This window comes from Chryseobacterium sp. TB1-D10 (assembly GCF_059803555.1).
Genome location: NZ_JAPFHB010000001.1, coordinates 428440 through 447027 on the forward strand (window position 1 = coordinate 428440; position 18588 = coordinate 447027).

Below are 18588 nucleotides of genomic sequence, written 5' to 3' on the forward strand. Positions count from 1 at the left end.
ATTTAATGGGCAGTGAAGAATATGTAAACAGGCATCAGGGCAAATCCTAAACTGATAATGACTGAGTAAGCAGTTCCAATAATTTTAAACCATTTGACAAATTTTGGATGAAATAATCCTAATGTTCTGGTCGCACTGTAAATTCCATGGATCATGTGATAGCATAAAGCAACCATTGAAAGGACGTAAATAAGGACATACCACCATTCTTTAAAGACGGTCACTACCAGTATGTAGAGGTCTTTATTTCCATCTTCGTCCAGCGGCAAACTTCCGAATTTATAGACATACCAGAAATTCTGAAAGTGGATCACAAGGAAAATTAAAATCAAAGTTCCCAGGATACCCATATTTCGGGAGTACCATTTACTGGCTCTTCCCCGATTCTCATATTGATATTTCGCTCCGGTTTTTTTATTTTTTAATGTGATGATTAAGCTATCAATCGCATGAAGAATAATACTTGCGTATAAGACATAGGAAACCACCTTAATAGCAATATTTCCGGATAGAAAATGTGAGTAAGCGTTGAACTGAAGATGTGCCTTCTCTTCCGGTAAAAAAAGCTGAAGATTTCCGAGGAAATGAATCAGTAGAAAAAAACTTAGGAAAAGACCTGTAAGACACATTAGCATCTTTCTAGATAATGTTGAAAGCATATTTTGTATTTACTGATTAATAATATCCCAATATTTTCATCCAAAGTCCGCCAACGCCCATATAAATAATCAACAGAACAATTCCTATTTCCAAACCACGGAGCCACCAGGATTTCAAGTCAACATATCCGCTTCCGAAGAACACAGGAGCCGGACCATGACCATAGTGCGTCAGTACGCCAAAAATAGAACCTAGAAAACCCAGCATCATAGCCAATAACATCGGAGGAATTCCGACTGCAATACCAACTCCCAATAAAGCTGCATACATTGCGGCAACATGCGCTGTCGCACTGGCGAAAATATAATGACTAAAGAAATAAACAAGAATAATCACTGGAAAGGCGACGGTCCAGGTCATGTCACCAATTTTCACTTTAATCAGATCACTGAACCAGCCAATAAAACCAAGTTCATTCAATGAACTTGCCATCATGACTAACACCGCAAACCACACAATCGTATCCCATGCCCCTTTTTCGGATTTTAAATCTTCCCAGGTTAATACGGAGGTCAGCAGTAGTAAAGTTAAGCCGATAAATGCTGTTGTTGTGGCATCGATTGACAATGCACTGCCAAAAATCCAGAGACCCAGTAAAATAAAAAATGCCAATAACATCAGCCATTCATTTTTGGAAATGGGTCCCATTTCTTTTAATTTCTGTGCAGCCATTTGTGGAGCACCATCCGTTTTCTTTAATTCAGGCGGATATAATTTATATAAAACCAGAGGCACCACTAAGAATGCAACCAATCCGGGCAAGAAACCTGCAGCTGCCCAAGACATCCAACTGATGTTAATTCCGAATCCTGCAGCAAACTTCTGACACATTGGATTACTCGCTGTTCCTGTTAAAAACATAGACGAGGCGATCAGGTTCATGTAATAACTGTTTAATGTTAAGAATGAACCGAGCTTTCTGTGCGTTTCAGGTTTTTCAGGAACAGAATCGAAACTCATCGCCATCGATTTCATAATCGGAAAAATAATTCCACCACCTCTTGCAGTATTACTGGGAATAGCTGGCGCCAAACAAACGTCGGCCAAACCTAATCCATACGCCAATCCCAAAGAACTTTTCCCAAATACCCGGATGAATAAAAAAGCGATTCTATTTCCTAATCCGGTTTTGATAAATCCTCTCGCAATAAAGAATGAAATACCAATAAGCCAGATTACTTTATCTCCAAACCCTGAAAGTGCTTTGGTAATTGATTTGCCGGCGTCTCCCGGTGCCAGAACCTGACTCAGTGCAGTGACTCCGAGAGCCATCATGCACATCGTTCCCATTGGAGCAGCTTTTAAGATAATTCCCAAAATAGTTGCTGCAAATATCCCGAAAAGATGCCAGGCATTTTCTGCTACTCCTTCAGGTGCGGGAATAAACCATAGAATCAGAGCAACAGCAAACGTTATTGCCAAGCCTTTAAAAGTTACTTCTTTCATAATCGTTTTTTGAATGTTTAAAATCTACTTTGTACCTGCACAATGAATAGATTGTTGTTATATTGTGTTGTATTGGCTATGCTGTTTTTATACCGGTCGAACTGTACTCCAAGTTGGATCCTAGCCCCATAATTTTTCAAAAATTCCAGTCCAAACATGGGGGTAATGGTCTGTCTGGGATTTGAGTTCAATCTGAAATTGGTATCCAGATATTCATATCGGCAGGACAATTCAAAGGCACTTAGATTCCTGTGATTAATTTCGTATCTTAAATTTGGAAGGAAATAAGCTCCACGAATCAAGTTTTGATCAGGGCTATCAGTTCTCAGTTCAGGAGCAACAGCAAAATAAAGAAGATGGTTGGTTGCCTGTTTAGCTTCAAACTGCATATCCAGACTCCATTTTGAATCAAAATGTACAATAGAACTGATATCGATTCCTACAGCATAGATCTTGTTACTCAAAACTTCGCCTATACCACCATTTAGACCTAGATTTACGCTGTATTTTTTAGAAAGACCAAAAACCAACCGTGTAGAATACTGCTTGCCGTTATCGTTGTCACTCACTTGATTTTTGCCGTTTCCATTAACAATAGATACTGCATACTGAATTGGAATTGTCCCTAATTCAAGCTGTCCGGTTGCAGAAAGTCCGATCTGAAAACTCGTCCATCCCAGTTTTCCGAACTCTGTATATTGGTTTGACCAATCCAATGATTTAATAATGTCAATAGGATATGTTTCTTCAATACCAAACCAGGGTCTGTATTGCCCGACAGTAATCGCTAATTTTTTATTAAAGGTATATTTTAAATAGGCGTTCTCTAAAACTCTGGATTTAGGATCATTTTTAAAATCAGCAAGATTAGCAAGAACTACCACTTCCGTCCGTTTGCTGATCTGGGCATGAACCTGAACCCTCATGTATTTGACCATAAAATTGTTGCTGGTTCCGGATCCGTCAGAATGATGAAGACCATTTACATCAACATCCCTGTTCATGCCCACAATATAACGCGCCTGAAAAAGACCCTTGATCTGAAGTTGAGGATATTTGATAACATCTTCCACCTTTTTACTTGCCGTAGAATCGGGTATCTGTGCAATTGACATGATGCTGATTAATATTAAACTAAGCAACATGTATTTTTTTAGTAATGAAAAACCACTCATTTTATATATTTTATAATCCACTTATTGCCATTTTATAATAATTTAATTTTTTTAAAAATTATTTTTTCTTAATTCCCATTTTCTTTATTTCTTCATCCGTATGATTGTCCAAAATTTTCGCATACCTATAAAATGTTGCTCTAGTCAATCCAAAAGGCTTATAAATATCTTCGGGACGTTTCGTGACATCTTTGTATATAGTGCGCAGAAGTAACAGTTTAGAAATTGTTTCTTTAGTATAACCCTTAGGTCTACCTCCCAATCTACCTCTTGCTCTTGCAGATTGTAAACCAGCATTTGTTCTTTCTCTAATTAATTCTCTTTCATATTCAGCCAAAGAAGCCATTAAATTTAAGAAAAGTCTCCCATTAATAGTTGAAGTATCAACACCATCTACAAGACCTTTTATGATAATTCCTTTATCGCTTAAACTTAAAACAAGATCAATAATGTTTTTTAAGCTTCGACCTAATCGATCAAGCCGCCAAACATAGAGTTCGTCACTTTCTCTAAACTGCTCAATCATTTTATCAAGTTCCGGGCGATTTTTTGTTGCACCCGAAATTTTCTCCTGATAAATTTTTTCACAGCCTGCTTTTTCTAAGGCTTCAATTTGTAAATCTAAATTTTGATCTTTAGTCGAAACCCGGGCATATCCTATTTTCATACTTTGTAACATTAAACTCACACCTTGTAAATTTATGAAACTTTGATTAATGATATGACATTTTGAGAAAGTAAATTGAAAATATCAGATTTTAAACACAATGTATTTTAAAATCTCAAAATACTACCATTTTTTTTTGATTAGAATTGGCAAACAGAAACATTTAAAAACCTACTTACTAAATTTTGAACCCCGTGTTATTCTCATGATTTTTACAAAACAAAAATACCGACGCTCTTCGGTATTTTATCCATTTTTAAGAATAAAATTGTTCAGGAAAAATTTTCTTATTTTAATTTAAAATTAAATAATTCTTGTGGATGCACATCTAAACCTTTGGCTAGCTCCTGAATAGTAGAGATCCTAAGATCAACTTCCCCTTTTTCTATTTTACTAATATTACTGTGATCAACATCACACTTTTGAGCCAACTCTCTATAACTCAAATTAAGCTTTTTTCTAAAAATCTCTATTCTTTTCCCAAAAGCTATTCTAAAATCTAATTTATCCATTTCGATCTACATTGAATAGACAAATTGATGAGATTTAAATAAAATTTTGTAGTCGAATTAACCTACAATAGGAAAAATGTTTTATATTTGCTATATAAGTTACAACAATGGTAACTTTGCAATACTTCAATAATATTAATCGAAGCTATTGCTTAGATTCTCGACTAGAAAACTGGTAATTTTTATGTGTACGAGAAGATAAGTATATTAGCTCACGACCGCGGCGTGGGCTCACTTATCGTACACGGGTATACCAGTACCTCTAGTCAATAAGTTGAGTTCCACGCTTTTATTTTGGCGAAATGTAGTAAGTTAGTATTATGGATGATGTAGAGAATTCTTCCTGTGAATCTTAGCAGTTCCTTCTAGTTATAATGTAACTAAAAAAAAGACTGCTTATGAAAGCAACAAACACTTTGCCCCGAAAGTTGACTGATTTTCAGTTATACAAACTGCTGAAAGACGGCAATCCCATTGCTCTAAATCATATTCATTTACGTTACAAAAGACTTCTTTTCTGGGTTGGATGGCAAGTGCTGAAGGATGATTTTGTAGTGGACACTATTGTTCAGGATACCTTCCTAAAATTGTGGTTGCACCGCGACACCATTGAAACGCCTGATCATATTACCGGCTTTTTACGGTTTGTGATGAAAAGGGATTGTATAGCGTATGTGACTGCGCCAAGAAATAAATTCACCCGCTTAATGGCTTCTCTTGACAGTTTTGAGAATTATCAGGATTATCTCGCCGGTTACGACCCTTTGAAAGATAAAGAGTATTTACACGGCCAGGAATCCGACCAAAACAAATTTGATGAAATCACAAAGGTCTTACCCGTTCTGAATCCCAAAAGAAAACACCTGATAGAACTTTGCCTGGAATATGGCTTCCAGTACAAACCCATTGCAGAGGCTATGGGAAGCAGCGTGACAGGCATAAGCATAGAGGTGAGCAAAGCCATAGATGAGCTTCGTAAAATTCTTAAAGTCGCCTCGTTTGAGCAGCCTGAAGAAAAAGCAGCAATTAAAAAAGAGCAGTCAGAACAACTCAGCAATCAGCAGCTGGAGATTATCAAAAGAAGGTTTGAGCAAAAATCCTCTTTTGCGGTGATTGCACAGGAACTGCAACTACCAGAAAAGGAAGTTCATCGGGAATTTCTTTATGCCTATCAGCACCTGCAAAGTCAAAACAATTTTCAAATACCCCTTTGATATGGAAAAGTCTACGATAACCCTGACCCGAAAAATTCAGCTGGTGATTGATGTTCCATCTGAAGATAAAAGCCAAATGTGGGAAAAGCTCTACCGTTATCAGAACCGCTGTTTCCGGGCGGCTAATCTGATTGTTTCCCATCTGTATGTACAGGAAATGATCAAGGATTTCTTTTACCTCACCGAAGACATCCAATATAAGCTTGCTGACGAAAAAAAGGATGAAATGGGAATCTTCGACCGTTCTAAAACAAACACCACAGCACGCCTGGTCTTTGACCGTTTTAAAGGAGAAATCCCCACCGACATTCTGGGATGCCTTAACAATACAGTTCAGTCTACCTTTTCCAAAAACAAAGCTGACTATTGGCAGGGATCAAAATCTTTAATGAACTTTAAAAAAGATATACCCATTCCGCTTCCGGTGAAATGCATCAGCAAAATGAACTATGATGCGGAAAAGAAAGCGTTCAGCTTCAATATGTTTGCAATCCCGGTCAGAACCTATTTAGGGAGAGATTTCTCTGATAAACATACGGTTCTGGAACGCCTCTTAAGAGAAGAGATCAAGTTGTGCAACTCACAGGTACAACTGAAAGACGGGAAAATATTTTGGCTTGCAGTATTTGAATTTGAAAAGGAAGACCACCGTTTAAAACCAGAAATCATTGCAGAAGCTTCTTTGTCTCTGGAGCATCCAATCGTGGTAAAAGCAAATAATGTGCGAATGAATATTGGCTCGAAAGAGGAATTCCTCTACCGCAGGTTGGCGATCCAGGCCAGTAATAAAAGGATTCGAGCCGGAGTCGCTTATTCCCGTTCCGGAAATGGAACCAAACGGAAACAGAAGGCACTGCATAAAATAGAAAATCTGGAAAACCGTTTTGTCAGTCATCATCTTCATCTGTACAGCCGTATGCTGATTGATTTTTGCATCCGGCAGCAGGCAGGCACCCTGATTCTTAAAGATCAAGAAGACAAAATAGGTATTGCAAAAGAACAGGAGTTTGTACTTCGCAACTGGAGTTATTATGACTTACAGACCAAGATAAAATATAAAGCTGAAAAGGCCGGAATCGAATTGATTATCGGATAGCTTAAAAAAAACAATGAGGGTGCTTGTAAACCCGCAGGGTGAGGTCTTGAACACTCACTAAATACTCTAGTAGTATATACAACGGCGTGGGCTCTTTTTTTATAACTTAAAATATGAATCGCAGATACTAATAAATTACTGATGGTGAAAAGAAAAAGAAAAAAAATGGATATACATTTTTCAGAATTCCGTTGGATGTTTGAAAAATTATGGATTGGTGAGAGTTGGCATTCCGGAGTTACTTCAGTAATATCTCAGAACTGATTGAGTACGATTAAACTTGTCTATCTGCTTTCATAACCATCTTTAAACCTTAAAAACTTTTCTGCATCTTTCGGATTTTTTTTCATCCATCTGTTCATCAGGTCGGTATTATATTTAAGTTGATCATAGTCATCCACCCGATATAGCGATTGACCGTTATTTTTAATTTCGTCCAGAATATCCTGCCTGATTTCAGTTTTGCTGCGAAGGCTCTCGGTGTACCACTGCTTTGCAAAAACAACATTTCCAATTGTTGTTAAAACCGAAAGTAACAGAGCTCCAATTATTCCGTAAATTGCAGTCTTGAAAAGTGTTGATTTTTTTTCCAACTGCTCAAGTTGCCCGACTGCTTTATCAGAAAAGTTTGCCTCGATAGTCTTGGGGATTGCCAGCAGAAAGTCTTGCCTTCTTTGTTCTTCTACTTCTAACATTCTAGATGATTTATCGAGAGTCGCATTCAAATTAATCAAAGAAGCCTCTATCTTCTGATCCATGTGTACAATATCTTCACGGGAATTCATGAGCATAATATAATGTTCAATAGTGGCTTCATTGGTTTCAATTACCTTCTTGAGTAGTGCTACGCCATCAAGCTGCTTGTTTTCGTTATCCATTTTTATCTAAATTTTCGTTTTTTCTTTTTTAGCAAATCATCATCCTGTGCTGGAGTGAAAGTTGGCTTCAGTAATGCCTTTGCCATATTTTCAAGCTGATTGCTAACCGAGGATGAATTTTTCTGTTCGTTTAAATACTTATTTATATTAACATTTTCACTTACACCAACTTGAATATTCTTTGAACCGAAATCCCCTGCTCTTTCTTGATTTTCCTGTAATTTTTGCTTGATGTCTGTAATCCTTAACGTACTGGTGATTTCAGAGAGCTTATAACCCGGCTTATAATCGCGCTCGGTCTGATGATTAATATCTTCAAATCTCACGATTCGCATCCCAGAGATTCCCACTTTTTCATTTTGAGAAAGAGTTATCCTATAACCTGATTTTTTCATAGAATCAATAAGCTCGACAAAGTTTTTAGAAATTTTAAGAGAAGCGATCAACGATTCAAGCATCATTTTTTTCTTTTCCTTGCCAATCTCAATATCTGTCTTCAGATTCATTTCCCGACAGACTTCACGAACCGCCTTTCCGAAGTTCTCACCAATTTTGTGAGCTTTTATAGTATTAAAACCATGGATATCTACACGGTTTACAATGAAGTGAATGTGCTTTTGCTTCGTTGATGCATGAATATCCAAAATCATCTGGTTGTTATCGGTAACCCCGATCTTTTTTAAAGCTTTCAGTGCGAGCTGTGTGAGTTCGTCATTGGAAAGTTTATCTCCAATCGATTTTTCAGGAGAGATGTATCCGGTCAGTGCCCAGTTCTTCACATTTTTGTTTCTGTCGGCAACGGTTTTCATTTCTTTAAATTGATGCTCCGGATCTTCGGTTAACAGATTATTTTGGTAGACTCTCTGTGCAGTTCCTTTATCATTACCGTTGTATTCAATAGCGATCTTTGAGATGTTTCTGGTCGTTGCGCTGTTATTCATTTTTAAGTTTCATTAAGTAGGTTTCTCTCTGTTTTGTTTCTCATACAGATAATGATAAATCAGGTTGGTTACGGTCTCAATTTCCTGAAGGATCTGCTTCTTATTTTCAAACTCTGAGAACTCACGATGCCTCAATAAATTTTTAATTCTGATAAAATGATTTCCATATTGTAGCAAGACTTCATCGGTTTTAAATTCATTTATTTTAAGTTCTTTTTCCATGTAAACCATCCTTGCGTAGGTGGACAGTTTGAGCTTTAATTTTTGAGCAGATTTTTGGTTTTCATCATACTCAGAATCCGTCACCCGAAAAGAAATTATTTTGCTTAGATGGTTATTGTTTTTCTTTTTCAAACCACCTTTTCTGCCGAGCTCCTGAAAGTGCTTTTTTCTCTTTTCGCCATCAAGTTTCTTTTCATTTTCTTCGATAGCTTTTGTGATAAACTCCTGTAAGAAATCTTTTTCCATTGTGTTTATATTAGTGTGTTTCAACACATTTCTGACGATAGGAAGAAATCAAAAATCCCAATTTTGCAATCAGCGGTCACGCTTATTGTAAACTTTGGGTACTTTTTGCACTAACATACCACCATATTTTACCTGTGTTTATTTTACTCACCTTCTCCTAAGTTTCACTTGTCTCTGATTTGATGGATTTTTATGGATCAACCACTCATTCAAGTCTTTGAAATCTGAATATAAAACCCGACAATCTTTTGCGTTTTGGTTTTCATTTTTAATCATTTCAACGGCACGATTTCCGGCATCATCATTGTCAAAATAAAGCTCAATATTATCATAAGCTTCGAGTGATTTTTTAATCTTTGAAATCATCGACACAGAATTCAAAATGAGATAATCGGCAGGTTCTTTTTCTAAAAAATTCTCTACATTTTTAAATGAGAGAAAATCGAAAAACCCCTCGAAAACCCGAAGCGATTCTGATCCGCTTTTTATATTAGAAACATCTTTTTTACCCAAACAAATTTTGGAGTATTTATTGCGGATTTCATAACCGCCAGAATCGTTCTTGAAACCAATTCCGAAATAGTTTTTATCTTTCATTCGATAATGAATCTCTTTTAAAAATTCGGTTTGACTTTCTACTTTTCGGCTCTTTAAATATTCTAAAAGTGCTGAATTTTGGATTTCTCTTATGTCACATATTTCATAATTTTTAGGAAGATTTTCTAAAATCTGGTTTTGGAAATTTTGCTGTTGAAAGGAAGAAAAATTCTGATCTTCTGCCCATATTAAAACTTCATTGACTGAAGCGTTCAGATATTTCTTCATAAAGTCGGTATTCGTTCCACCGATTCCTTCTGAAAATAGGTACCAATAGTTTAGTCTTTTATTGATTTTAAAAGAGGCTTGAGATTCGCTGGCAAAGGGGTTGAGATACCAAGCTTCTTTTTCATTTTGTTTCGTGGGAAGGTGTCCGAGAGAAAGGAGGACTTCTTCCAACGGGATTGTATTAAATTGTTTGCAGTTCATTTTTGTAAATTTTAATGTTTTTATTAATAGATAGCAGTTGTCCTGTCGACGAAAGCGGATGGATTTGTCTTTGACTAATTTTTGATGAATTGATGAGAAAGCCTTATAAAAAATTGAATTACAATGCTTTATAACCTCATCAAAGTCTCGTCATCTCATCAAAGTAGAAACATTCTTCTCATCAGTCTCTCATCAAAAACCAAGGTTTAAAAGTTTGATGAGGCTTTTGATGAGCTGTAACTAATTGATTTTATTTTCATTATCAATTAATTCATCATTTCATCAAATTTTTGAATAATAAAATTCCTTTCTATTGTAAAATATCGCCCTGTTTTATTCTGCTGGTAAAAACTTCCACTATAATCTAGATCGTATTTGATGTAAGCCAATGAATTGTTCTGAGGTTCAAGTCTCCAGTTTTCTTTCAGGAGTTTCCTGACATCGTTGACCGTCCAATATTGTTTGCTGAACATTTTACCAAGCATATTGAAAATATCCTGTGGAATACAGTTGATAATTTTATCTTCGGTATTTTCGAAAAACTCATATAAAAGTTCGATGATCTTAGATTCTAGTTTATTGTTGTTTTTCCAAACCAATTTTTGAAGGGCTTTTGTTCTAATTTGGGAATCAGTGAACCACATTCTTGTCTCCTTATGACTGTGAAAAGGTCTTTGGATTAGGTAACGGAGGAAATAGGGAATCTCCTTGTTTAGATTGTGTAGAAATTCAGTGTTCTCGCTTTTGATTGATCTAATTTTAATAATCCAGAATCGGATCTCATTTTCATCAATCTGGATGAAGTTGTCTTCATTATTGGAACATAGAATGAATTTTCCAAAAAATTCCACTTCTTCACGATCTTTTCCTTTTGCCTCCTTCTTATCTTTATCAGTCGTGGAAAGATATTTTAATCGTTCAGTGATCTCCTTTTTGTCAAAGAATACTTCATCAATAGCAACAATAAGCATCGATGTCCAATCCGAATTAAACTGACTGCTGAAAGAATCTCCTTTGATGTAAGTCATATTAAGTCCAAAAATGGATTTCAGCCATTTGATAAAAGTTGATTTTCCGGTAGATCTTTCTTTGCTTACAAGACAAAGAATCGGGAGTATCTGTGTTGGATATTGCAGTAAGATCTTGATATAATCCAATCCAAATTCCAACTGTTCTGCGAAAATATGCTCCATAAATCTAAGTGAAAATGGAATCTTCTCTTTCAGGGATGTTTGCTCCGGTGTTTCTTTAATCGGCTGATAAGGAATCTCATTGTAAACATTATAGAATCCTTGAATAATTTGTTGGTATTGCAAATGAGATGGTATACAACAGAAACCGTCATACTTAGGAACTTTTGAGACGTATATCTTTCCGTGATCGCTGATAATGGTCTCACGATTCCATCGAGTCAGTATTGAGATCTTATCTCCTGAGATTAACGGTTTCTCAATATTTTTATAGTAGGTGGTTCCTACTCTTAGATAAGGGATTTTTTCGCTCATTGTAAAAGGGGTTTGCTTCCGCAGGGAATTACGAAAAGGTTAAAAAAAATTGAAGAATGCAACTTTCAATGATAAGTAGTTACACTTACTTTCTTCGATTTTTTCCGTGTTCTAAAAGTTCTTTTTTGGAATAGTAATAGCGACCGCTAAAATTGTAATAGGGCAGGTTTTTGTTTTTTCTCCAATCAATAATGGTGGGAATAGAAACGTGCAGGAATTTCGCAGCTTCAATCTGTGGGATTAGGTCTTCCGGTTGTTGTTGTTCTGCTTTAGCGGGTACTGTAAATTCTTTTGCTTTCTTAAGAATGATTTCAACCGCTTTTTCCAAATCTCCTTTGGAATGGGAATAGAGTTGTACGGACATATTATTGTATTTTAAATTGGTTTAAATTTAAATGCAATAATATTAATTTAACAACTGTAAATCAAATAGTTACGAATCATCTGGATTCATCCAATTTAATCCAAACTAGCCCAAATTTTATTTTTTTTAATCCAGATTAATCTAAATTATTCCAAATTAGCCTTTTAAGTGGAATTGGTTTTTTAACTAAATTTAACTAAAAACAGCTCATTTTAATATAGTTTAACTTCTTTTTAGGTTAATCAAAAATAAAGATTATTGGATATTATTTAAAATAAATCAAGTTATAAGAAAAACTATCCCCACGCTTTGTCCATTTGTTCGTCTGTGAATGCTTCCGTTACTTTCATATACTTATCCAAAACAGTATCTTTCTTAATGTTGGCTATTTTCTTTATTGCTTTGGGCTCCATCCCCAATAGTAAAGAATTCGTAATAAATGTTTTTCTAGCTGTATGGCTTGTTATGAATTTACATTTGGGTTGTGTGAGCGATTTTTTCCTATTACCCACAAACCAATGAGTTGTGAACGGTTGTGTGATTGCTGCTAATTCACAACAATCTTTGATGTATTCATTGAATTTTTGAGAAGAGATAACGGGTAGGGGTTCATTGATTGTTCCTTTGTATTTCTCTAAAATAGCTTTTGCGTATTTGTTCAGCTTGATGGCGTGATTCTGTGTTTTAGTTTTCTGAATAGAAAGAACTATATGGTCTTCAGAAATGTTGGCTAAATGTAATTTTGAAAGGTCAGAAAATCGTAAGCCTGTGAAACATCCCATACAATAGAAATCCCGAACCTGAGACAGTCTATCGCTGTCAAAATCTTTTTCGTATAATTTCATCAACTCTTCAAATGTTAAATACACAATATCAATGTCGTGTTCAACAGCTCTAAATTTCTCGAACTCCCTGTTTGCATTATATCCTTTTTCTGTTGCCCAGTTTAAAAATGACTTTAAGACCTTGATTACTTTAGCGAAATAATTTTGCTTCATCTTTTTTATTTCATAAGAGTAATCCCTTATTGATTCAAAAAAATCTTCATCAATTTTATCAAAAGAAAGCAAAATTCCATTTTCCTTACAAAAGAATTCCAGATAGTTTTTTACAGTAGTTTGACCCTTGATGGTGTTAGGCGTTTTTATTAATTTTCCTTTGTCAATGTATTCTGTAAAGCATTTGAAAAAATCGACTTCACTAGATGTTTCAACTTTTTCATTTGAATCAAACTTTTCAATAAACAAATCCTTTGTTGGTTCAAGCTTATTTGCTCTGAAATAAAGCGAAATGTCTTGAATTTTGGTTTCTATCTGTTGGAGTTTTTCATTTATTTCGTCATAGCCATAATAAGTATCTTTTTTTGAATTAGCTTTCACACGATTATTTTGCCAGTCATTTATTTTGCAACTCAATCCAGTATTTCTTTTTATTATAGAGCTGTCAATTCTGAATAATATTCTAATTGGCATTAAACCGTCTTGACTTACTTTGTCTTTTCTTAATTCAAAATTGTACTTTATCATAAGTTGAAATAGATATAAATAAATGTAAGGGGGAACAAAAGGGGGGATTAATTTACATTTAAGATTATTTAAAATCAAAAAATCAATTATCTTAAAACCTATTGTATATCAAAGTTATTGAATATAAATGAATTAAAAAAAAGGAAAAAATAGAAAAGTTTTATAATACCTCCGTCTGGGGTACAAAATATGACTGTTAATCTTTGGATTGATAGTCATTTTTGTTTTCAGTCAAAAATTTTTGAAGTATAGATAAAAAAATAACAGACAATCATTTGCCTGTTATTTTTATTTACAATGTTTCGCTGATCTTATCTCAATAGCGCATTAAAAGTATCACCTTGTCTTATATCGCCAGTATTATAGCCTTTCATAAACCATTCTTCTCTTTGTGCGGAAGAACCGTGTGTGAAGCTTTCCTGGTTCACGTAGCCTTGTCCTCTTTTCTGGATGTTATCGTCACCAACGGCGGCGGCGGCGCTCATTGCCTCCTGAATATCGCCAGGTTCTAATATTTTCTCACGGTTGTCTGTTTGTTTTGCCCAAAGTCCAGCGTAGAAATCGGCTTGTAGTTCTGTGGCAACGGAAACCTTGTTCATTTCCGTTTCAGAATATTTTCCTCTTAATTGATTGACTTTTTGAGTGGTTCCCAATAAGGTTTGAATATGATGTCCGTATTCGTGACCAAGAACGTAAGCCACTGTGAACTCTCCAACCTTTGCGCCAAATTTCTGTTGAAGCTCGTTGAAGAAACTCATATCCATATAGATAGTTTGATCGGCGGGGCAATAGAAAGGGCCCATCTCTGACTGAGCTTGTCCGCAACCTGAATCTGTTCCGTTTTCGAAGAGAACGACTTTGGCTGGCGTGAATTGAATACCATTATCCTGAAAGATTTTTCCCCAGGTGTCTTCATTTTCTTTAGTCAGCATACTTACAAATTCCCGGACGTTGAGTTCTTCTTTGGAAAGTTCTCTCTGTTCTGTTTGTGGTTGCGAAGAACTGCTGTTATTAAGGATTGCCGAGGGATCGCCTCCAAGAAAGAAAACGATGGCTGCAACGATGATTGTTCCCAATCCGCCTCCAACTAGCATTCCGCCCCCGCCGCCTGAGCCACGTCTGTCGTCGAGATTGCCACTTCTGTCATTTGTCCATTTCATACGTATGTTTTTATTGTTTTTTAATGGTGATCCCGAATAGTCGGGACAAGTAATGGTATCGCCTTGATCTTCATCGGTATTTGTTTGCAAAACTCATTAATGGCGATTTCATATTTTATTTTTATTAAAAGTAATAATTTCTTTTTGATATACATGGAATTATTTTGAAACCTACTTTATCAAATAGCCCTGATGGAAACGGCATCCTTTTTTTGCGGCTGGAATTGAGCCTGGGAAAAAAAGATACAGTGGACAGCAGGAAATAGCTCTAAATAAAAATTTTTAACTTATTATTCTACGGAGTCAAAAGCTCCAAAAAATCTACAATCGGAAATTCTAATTTGATTTGATGTTGAAGTCTATCATTTTCAGTGCCGTAACGGCTGCTTCTACGCCTTTGTTGCCTAGACTTCCGCCGCTTCTTGCGATGGATTGCTCTTTGTTGTCATCTGTCAAAACGCAGAAAATGGCTGGTGTGTCGGTCAAAATATTACAGTCTTTAATACCTTGCGTCACGCCGGAACATACGAATTCGAAATGTGGCGTTTCCCCGCGAATCACGTTTCCAATGGCTATGACAGCCGCAAATTTTCCTGAACGACAAAGTTTCATCGTTGCAAAACTCAACTCGAATGCGCCGGGAACGTAATAAATTTGAATGTTCTCTTCCTTGATGCCTTCGGCTTTCAACGTATCGAGAGCACCGTTTCTAAGGTTATAAGTGATAAAGTCGTTCCACTCAGAAACAACAATGCCGATTGAATATTCATCGGCATTGGATATGTTGAGCGGTTTGTAATCTGAAAGATTTACAGTAGCCATATTTTTTTATATTTTTAATAATATTTTGTCATTTCTATGAATGCATCGGATTGACCGTTGTCATAATCCTGATATTTCTCGTCAATCGCAGCGAAATATTTTTTTGCATCTGCATTTTTTTTAAGTGCCAAAGCTAACATTCCTGCTTTCTTTGTGAAATAGTAAGAAGTGTAAGCGTCGTCTGAAGCGGAAGAAGCTTTGTCTGCCATTGCCAGAGCGTCATCGCTTTTATTAAGGTTGGAAAGACAGTCTGCCATTGCACCGTATTTTAGCGCTACCAAAACTTTGTTACTTGAACTGAAGTTGTCTAGCAAATCGTAAGCTTTCTGATAGTTTCCTTTTTTGAATTCAATCAATCCGGCGTTGTAAGCGGCTAATTTACCAGCCTGAGTATTTCCGTATTGTTCATAAGTTCCCAAGAAACCTGGGTTTGCAACAGATTTTCCACCAAGAGCTAAATCTTCTTTGCCTTCAGCTAAGTTTTTCTGAGCAGAAAGATAACTTTTCGTAGCTTCCTCGTTTTTAGGACCAACAATGAACTGCTGATAGCCAAACCAGCCTAAAACTGCAATGATCAAAATACCGAAACCAATACTTAGAGGTTTAGCGTTTTTTTCTAAAAAGCCTTCGATATTAAGTGCTTCTTTATCAAGATCTTTGAAGAATTCTACAGTTTCTTTTCCTTCTTGTTCGTTTTTTTTGTTATGTAGATCTGCCATAATTTTTTAGTAAATGAAGTGCAAATTTAATGTTTTAGTTTTGATTTGCAAAAATTCTTTTTTTAGTATGAAAATTCTTTAATAATTGAGGATAGAATAGACTTCTGCCCCAAATTTTGATAATCTATCTTCGCCGTTCAGATCTTTTAAATCAATCAAAAAACTGAATTGCGTCGGGATTGCTCCTTGCTTTGCAACTAATTTTGCGGCAGCTTCTGTGGTTCCGCCTGTTGCTAAGAGGTCATCGTGAATCAAAACACGTTGTCCTTCTTTAAGATGTCCGGTTTTCATTTCGATTTCCGCAGAACCATATTCCAGGTCATATTTTTCACTGATGAATGGTGGCGGCAATTTTCCTGCTTTTCGAATTAATACAAAAGGAACATCCAAAGCGACAGCGATTGCAATTCCGAAAAGGTAACCACGGCTTTCTATTCCGCAAACGACGTCAATTTTTCCACGGCTGAACTCTGCAAGATCCGCAATCACTTCTTCATATAGTTTTGGCTGAAGGAAAATAGGGCAAATATCTTTGAATTGGATTCCCGGAATTGGGAAGTCCGGGATGTTTTCTATGGTTTGTTCTAGCTTATGGATGAGTTCTGCTGACGCCATTATTTATTTTTAAGGATTGTTGATTTTGTATGTCGTGATTTTCCAGTTATTGTTGATAGCTTTCAAACCGTAAGTTACATTTAATGAAGTTACTTTTCCGTTTTTGTCTGTTACATCATAAGTCACGTTCACATTTGCAGAATTGTCTTTGTTGTAAGGCACTGTCATGTTTTTGACATTAATATTTTTTACTGAGCCGAAGCCTGAATTTGGGTTGGAAAATTTGTCATAAGATCCCCAATTTGGATTTTCAGATGTTTCAAATGCAGCTTTTAAATTCTGAGTTGAGAGGTTATTAAGGAACTTTGTGACTGTAGCTTTCGGATCTGCGGTTGATTTTGCAGGAGCAGCAGGAGGTGGAGCAAGTGTTTCTCCAGTTTGCGGATCTACTTGAGGTGGTGGCGCTTGCAGAGAATCCTCAACTACAGGCGCTGGCGGTGTGTAAAGCGCTTGTCCGTTAACAGGAATTCCCATTTTTATCATCTGCAAAAGCTTCTTGGTTGTTTTTACAGATAGTTTGATATCGATTTTATCTTCGAAGATTTTTTCTCTCGGAAGTGATGAATACTTAATCGTGAAACCTCGAAAGGCTGGGTCTTGCATTAGGTTTTTAGACGTTGAGATTTTAGTTCCGCCGCTGGAGATTTCCATAATAGTTTCCAACGCTGCGCCTTCGAAGTCTACTTTTTTTCCGTTGTTGTCAATTAATTGTGGGATGATGATTAGGCCTTTGGATCCTGTAAGACTGTCGCCGGCAATATTTCTAACCACAATGTTGAGTCCTGCGGCTTCAATGTCATTCGGGTCCTTTTCGGAAGCGGCCACATCACCAAAGATGTTCATTTCTCCTAAACTAGGCGGAGCTGTGCTGCTCCATGCGATTCCGTTTTTCTGAGCCACCTGATCTGCCAAAGCAAGAATTTCCGGTGTTTTTTTGCCGTTCAGAAGTTTTCCTAATGCTTCAATTTCTGCAACATCGCCTTCTGCTTCTACGCCAAAAGTTTTGAGAATATACAAAGCTTCATTAAATTTCACTTGTTGCAGAGTCGGTAAGCTGGAAGCCATATCATTGATGCTTTCCTGAAAGCTCATCCGGTTGCTGCCATCCACTTTTGTCTTTTTGCAGCTGACTGTGAAAATCAATAAACTTATTAATAGACAGTATTTTATGAATTTCATTTTAGATTTATTTTTTAAAAATAAGAAATTTGTGTGATTTTTACGTTCCTACATCAATTAATATGCAAAATTAAATTTTAAATTCAGAATACTCAGATTTTTGAAAGAAAATTAAAAAAAGTAACTTTACGGAAAAATTATATTTAATGCAGAACAAACTCAATATAGAGATTCATAGTTTTTCTTATAAAAAAGGTGGCATCCCAAAAGATAATACCGAGAATGGAGGCGGTTTCGTCTTCGATTGCCGCGGAATACTGAATCCCGGAAGAATAGAAGAATATAAAGTACAAACAGGTAATGACATCGGCGTTCAGGTGTTTTTGGAAACGAAAACAGAAATGCCAAACTTCTTGACATCAATCCATTCACTTATTTCTATCAGTATTGAAAATTATTTGAGCCGAAATTTTGAACATCTGCAAATCAATTTTGGTTGCACTGGCGGACAACATCGTTCGGTTTATTCGGCGATTAAAACGGCTCAATTTATTAAAGAAAAATATCCTGAGGCGGAAGTTTCGGTGCATCACGACGAACAATTACATCTTAATTTATCAACGATAAGCGATAATTAATAATTGATTATTTATCTCTCATTATTCAATCATTTAT

General features: G+C 36.0%; 20 protein-coding genes. 3 read left to right on the top strand and 17 right to left on the bottom strand.

The features are described 5' to 3' along the window. Positions 1–2: 2 nt before the first annotated feature. From OPU68_RS01990 to OPU68_RS02010, 5 genes are all read right to left on the bottom strand, one after another. Positions 3–659: a succinate dehydrogenase cytochrome b subunit gene (locus tag OPU68_RS01990; RefSeq protein ID WP_498472274.1), complete on the bottom strand. Its 657-nt coding sequence runs from the start codon at positions 657–659 to the stop codon at positions 3–5. Between the two features lie 16 nt (positions 660–675). Further along, the gene (locus tag OPU68_RS01995; RefSeq protein WP_498472275.1) at positions 676–2106 is read right to left on the bottom strand and encodes an anion permease; all 1431 of its coding nucleotides are present in this window, start codon (positions 2104–2106) and stop codon (positions 676–678) included. Positions 2107–2123: 17 nt separating this feature from the next. Then, a complete protein-coding gene (locus tag OPU68_RS02000) occupies positions 2124–3221 on the bottom strand; it encodes a porin (RefSeq protein WP_498472276.1) in 1098 nt (365 codons plus the stop codon). Between the two features lie 118 nt (positions 3222–3339). Continuing rightward, a complete protein-coding gene (locus tag OPU68_RS02005; RefSeq protein ID WP_498472277.1) occupies positions 3340–3948 on the bottom strand; it encodes a recombinase family protein in 609 nt (202 codons plus the stop codon). A gap of 287 nt (positions 3949–4235) precedes the next feature. Beyond that, on the bottom strand, positions 4236–4460 hold the full coding sequence (locus OPU68_RS02010) for a helix-turn-helix domain-containing protein (RefSeq protein WP_065722192.1): 225 nt from the start codon (positions 4458–4460) through the stop codon (positions 4236–4238). 398 nt (positions 4461–4858) lie between these two features. Here OPU68_RS02010 and OPU68_RS02015 point away from each other — a divergent pair, with 398 nt between their 5' ends. Then, positions 4859–5674, top strand: a complete 816-nt coding sequence (locus OPU68_RS02015) for an RNA polymerase sigma factor (protein WP_498472278.1) — start codon at positions 4859–4861, stop codon at positions 5672–5674. 1 nt (position 5675) lies between these two features. Next, entirely contained in the window at positions 5676–6770 is a 1095-nt protein-coding gene (locus tag OPU68_RS02020) for a nuclease/transposase family protein (protein WP_498472279.1), read from the top strand. Between the two features lie 284 nt (positions 6771–7054). Here the strand turns inward: OPU68_RS02020 and OPU68_RS02025 are convergent, their stop codons facing one another. From OPU68_RS02025 to OPU68_RS02080, 12 genes are all read right to left on the bottom strand, one after another. Next, on the bottom strand, positions 7055–7648 hold the full coding sequence (locus OPU68_RS02025) for a hypothetical protein (RefSeq protein ID WP_498472280.1): 594 nt from the start codon (positions 7646–7648) through the stop codon (positions 7055–7057). Between the two features lie 2 nt (positions 7649–7650). Next, the gene (locus OPU68_RS02030; protein ID WP_498472281.1) at positions 7651–8589 is read right to left on the bottom strand and encodes a relaxase/mobilization nuclease domain-containing protein; all 939 of its coding nucleotides are present in this window, start codon (positions 8587–8589) and stop codon (positions 7651–7653) included. 12 nt (positions 8590–8601) lie between these two features. Continuing rightward, complete coding sequence (locus OPU68_RS02035; protein WP_498472282.1) at positions 8602–9057, bottom strand: plasmid mobilization protein; 456 nt, start codon at positions 9055–9057, stop codon at positions 8602–8604. Positions 9058–9204: 147 nt separating this feature from the next. Further along, on the bottom strand, positions 9205–10083 hold the full coding sequence (locus OPU68_RS02040; RefSeq protein ID WP_498472283.1) for a DUF8464 domain-containing protein: 879 nt from the start codon (positions 10081–10083) through the stop codon (positions 9205–9207). 266 nt (positions 10084–10349) lie between these two features. Then, a complete protein-coding gene (locus OPU68_RS02045; RefSeq protein ID WP_498472284.1) occupies positions 10350–11588 on the bottom strand; it encodes a primase-helicase family protein in 1239 nt (412 codons plus the stop codon). Between the two features lie 85 nt (positions 11589–11673). Then, entirely contained in the window at positions 11674–11952 is a 279-nt protein-coding gene (locus OPU68_RS02050) for a helix-turn-helix domain-containing protein (protein ID WP_498472285.1), read from the bottom strand. Positions 11953–12248: 296 nt separating this feature from the next. Beyond that, positions 12249–13478, bottom strand: a complete 1230-nt coding sequence (locus OPU68_RS02055; protein WP_498472286.1) for a site-specific integrase — start codon at positions 13476–13478, stop codon at positions 12249–12251. A gap of 311 nt (positions 13479–13789) precedes the next feature. Further along, entirely contained in the window at positions 13790–14638 is an 849-nt protein-coding gene (gene ypfJ / locus OPU68_RS02060) for a KPN_02809 family neutral zinc metallopeptidase (protein ID WP_498472287.1), read from the bottom strand. 336 nt (positions 14639–14974) lie between these two features. Then, positions 14975–15460 carry a 6,7-dimethyl-8-ribityllumazine synthase gene (gene ribH / locus OPU68_RS02065; protein ID WP_498472289.1) on the bottom strand — a complete coding sequence of 162 codons (486 nt, stop codon included), beginning with the start codon at positions 15458–15460 and terminating at the stop codon, positions 14975–14977. Positions 15461–15474: 14 nt separating this feature from the next. Next, a complete protein-coding gene (locus OPU68_RS02070) occupies positions 15475–16179 on the bottom strand; it encodes a tetratricopeptide repeat protein (protein ID WP_498472290.1) in 705 nt (234 codons plus the stop codon). A 78-nt stretch (positions 16180–16257) separates the two neighbouring features. Further along, complete coding sequence (locus OPU68_RS02075) at positions 16258–16794, bottom strand: adenine phosphoribosyltransferase (protein WP_498472291.1); 537 nt, start codon at positions 16792–16794, stop codon at positions 16258–16260. A gap of 9 nt (positions 16795–16803) precedes the next feature. Beyond that, positions 16804–17973, bottom strand: coding sequence for a hypothetical protein (locus OPU68_RS02080; protein ID WP_498472292.1), 1170 nt, complete (start codon positions 17971–17973; stop codon positions 16804–16806). A 146-nt stretch (positions 17974–18119) separates the two neighbouring features. Between OPU68_RS02080 and OPU68_RS02085 the strand changes: the two genes are divergently transcribed. Beyond that, the gene (locus OPU68_RS02085) at positions 18120–18551 is read left to right on the top strand and encodes a RapZ C-terminal domain-containing protein (protein ID WP_498472293.1); all 432 of its coding nucleotides are present in this window, start codon (positions 18120–18122) and stop codon (positions 18549–18551) included. Positions 18552–18588: the final 37 nt, after the last annotated feature.

What these genes read in the sequence shown, in the direction of transcription:
- ypfJ (WP_498472287.1), bottom strand. Translation starts at nt 14,638, where the DNA reads ATGAAATGGACAAATGACAGAAGTGGCAATCTCGACGACAGACGTGGC.
- OPU68_RS02030 (WP_498472281.1), bottom strand. Translation starts at nt 8,589, where the DNA reads ATGAATAACAGCGCAACGACCAGAAACATCTCAAAGATCGCTATTGAA.
- OPU68_RS02025 (WP_498472280.1), bottom strand. Translation starts at nt 7,648, where the DNA reads ATGGATAACGAAAACAAGCAGCTTGATGGCGTAGCACTACTCAAGAAG.
- OPU68_RS02020 (WP_498472279.1), top strand. Translation starts at nt 5,676, where the DNA reads ATGGAAAAGTCTACGATAACCCTGACCCGAAAAATTCAGCTGGTGATT.
- OPU68_RS02040 (WP_498472283.1), bottom strand. Translation starts at nt 10,083, where the DNA reads ATGAACTGCAAACAATTTAATACAATCCCGTTGGAAGAAGTCCTCCTT.
- OPU68_RS02010 (WP_065722192.1), bottom strand. Translation starts at nt 4,460, where the DNA reads ATGGATAAATTAGATTTTAGAATAGCTTTTGGGAAAAGAATAGAGATT.
- OPU68_RS01995 (WP_498472275.1), bottom strand. Translation starts at nt 2,106, where the DNA reads ATGAAAGAAGTAACTTTTAAAGGCTTGGCAATAACGTTTGCTGTTGCT.
- OPU68_RS02050 (WP_498472285.1), bottom strand. Translation starts at nt 11,952, where the DNA reads ATGTCCGTACAACTCTATTCCCATTCCAAAGGAGATTTGGAAAAAGCG.
- OPU68_RS02015 (WP_498472278.1), top strand. Translation starts at nt 4,859, where the DNA reads ATGAAAGCAACAAACACTTTGCCCCGAAAGTTGACTGATTTTCAGTTA.
- OPU68_RS01990 (WP_498472274.1), bottom strand. Translation starts at nt 659, where the DNA reads ATGCTTTCAACATTATCTAGAAAGATGCTAATGTGTCTTACAGGTCTT.
- OPU68_RS02035 (WP_498472282.1), bottom strand. Translation starts at nt 9,057, where the DNA reads ATGGAAAAAGATTTCTTACAGGAGTTTATCACAAAAGCTATCGAAGAA.
- ribH (WP_498472289.1), bottom strand. Translation starts at nt 15,460, where the DNA reads ATGGCTACTGTAAATCTTTCAGATTACAAACCGCTCAACATATCCAAT.
- OPU68_RS02085 (WP_498472293.1), top strand. Translation starts at nt 18,120, where the DNA reads ATGCAGAACAAACTCAATATAGAGATTCATAGTTTTTCTTATAAAAAA.
- OPU68_RS02080 (WP_498472292.1), bottom strand. Translation starts at nt 17,973, where the DNA reads ATGAAATTCATAAAATACTGTCTATTAATAAGTTTATTGATTTTCACA.
- OPU68_RS02055 (WP_498472286.1), bottom strand. Translation starts at nt 13,478, where the DNA reads ATGATAAAGTACAATTTTGAATTAAGAAAAGACAAAGTAAGTCAAGAC.
- OPU68_RS02005 (WP_498472277.1), bottom strand. Translation starts at nt 3,948, where the DNA reads ATGAAAATAGGATATGCCCGGGTTTCGACTAAAGATCAAAATTTAGAT.
- OPU68_RS02045 (WP_498472284.1), bottom strand. Translation starts at nt 11,588, where the DNA reads ATGAGCGAAAAAATCCCTTATCTAAGAGTAGGAACCACCTACTATAAA.
- OPU68_RS02070 (WP_498472290.1), bottom strand. Translation starts at nt 16,179, where the DNA reads ATGGCAGATCTACATAACAAAAAAAACGAACAAGAAGGAAAAGAAACT.
- OPU68_RS02075 (WP_498472291.1), bottom strand. Translation starts at nt 16,794, where the DNA reads ATGGCGTCAGCAGAACTCATCCATAAGCTAGAACAAACCATAGAAAAC.
- OPU68_RS02000 (WP_498472276.1), bottom strand. Translation starts at nt 3,221, where the DNA reads ATGTCAATTGCACAGATACCCGATTCTACGGCAAGTAAAAAGGTGGAA.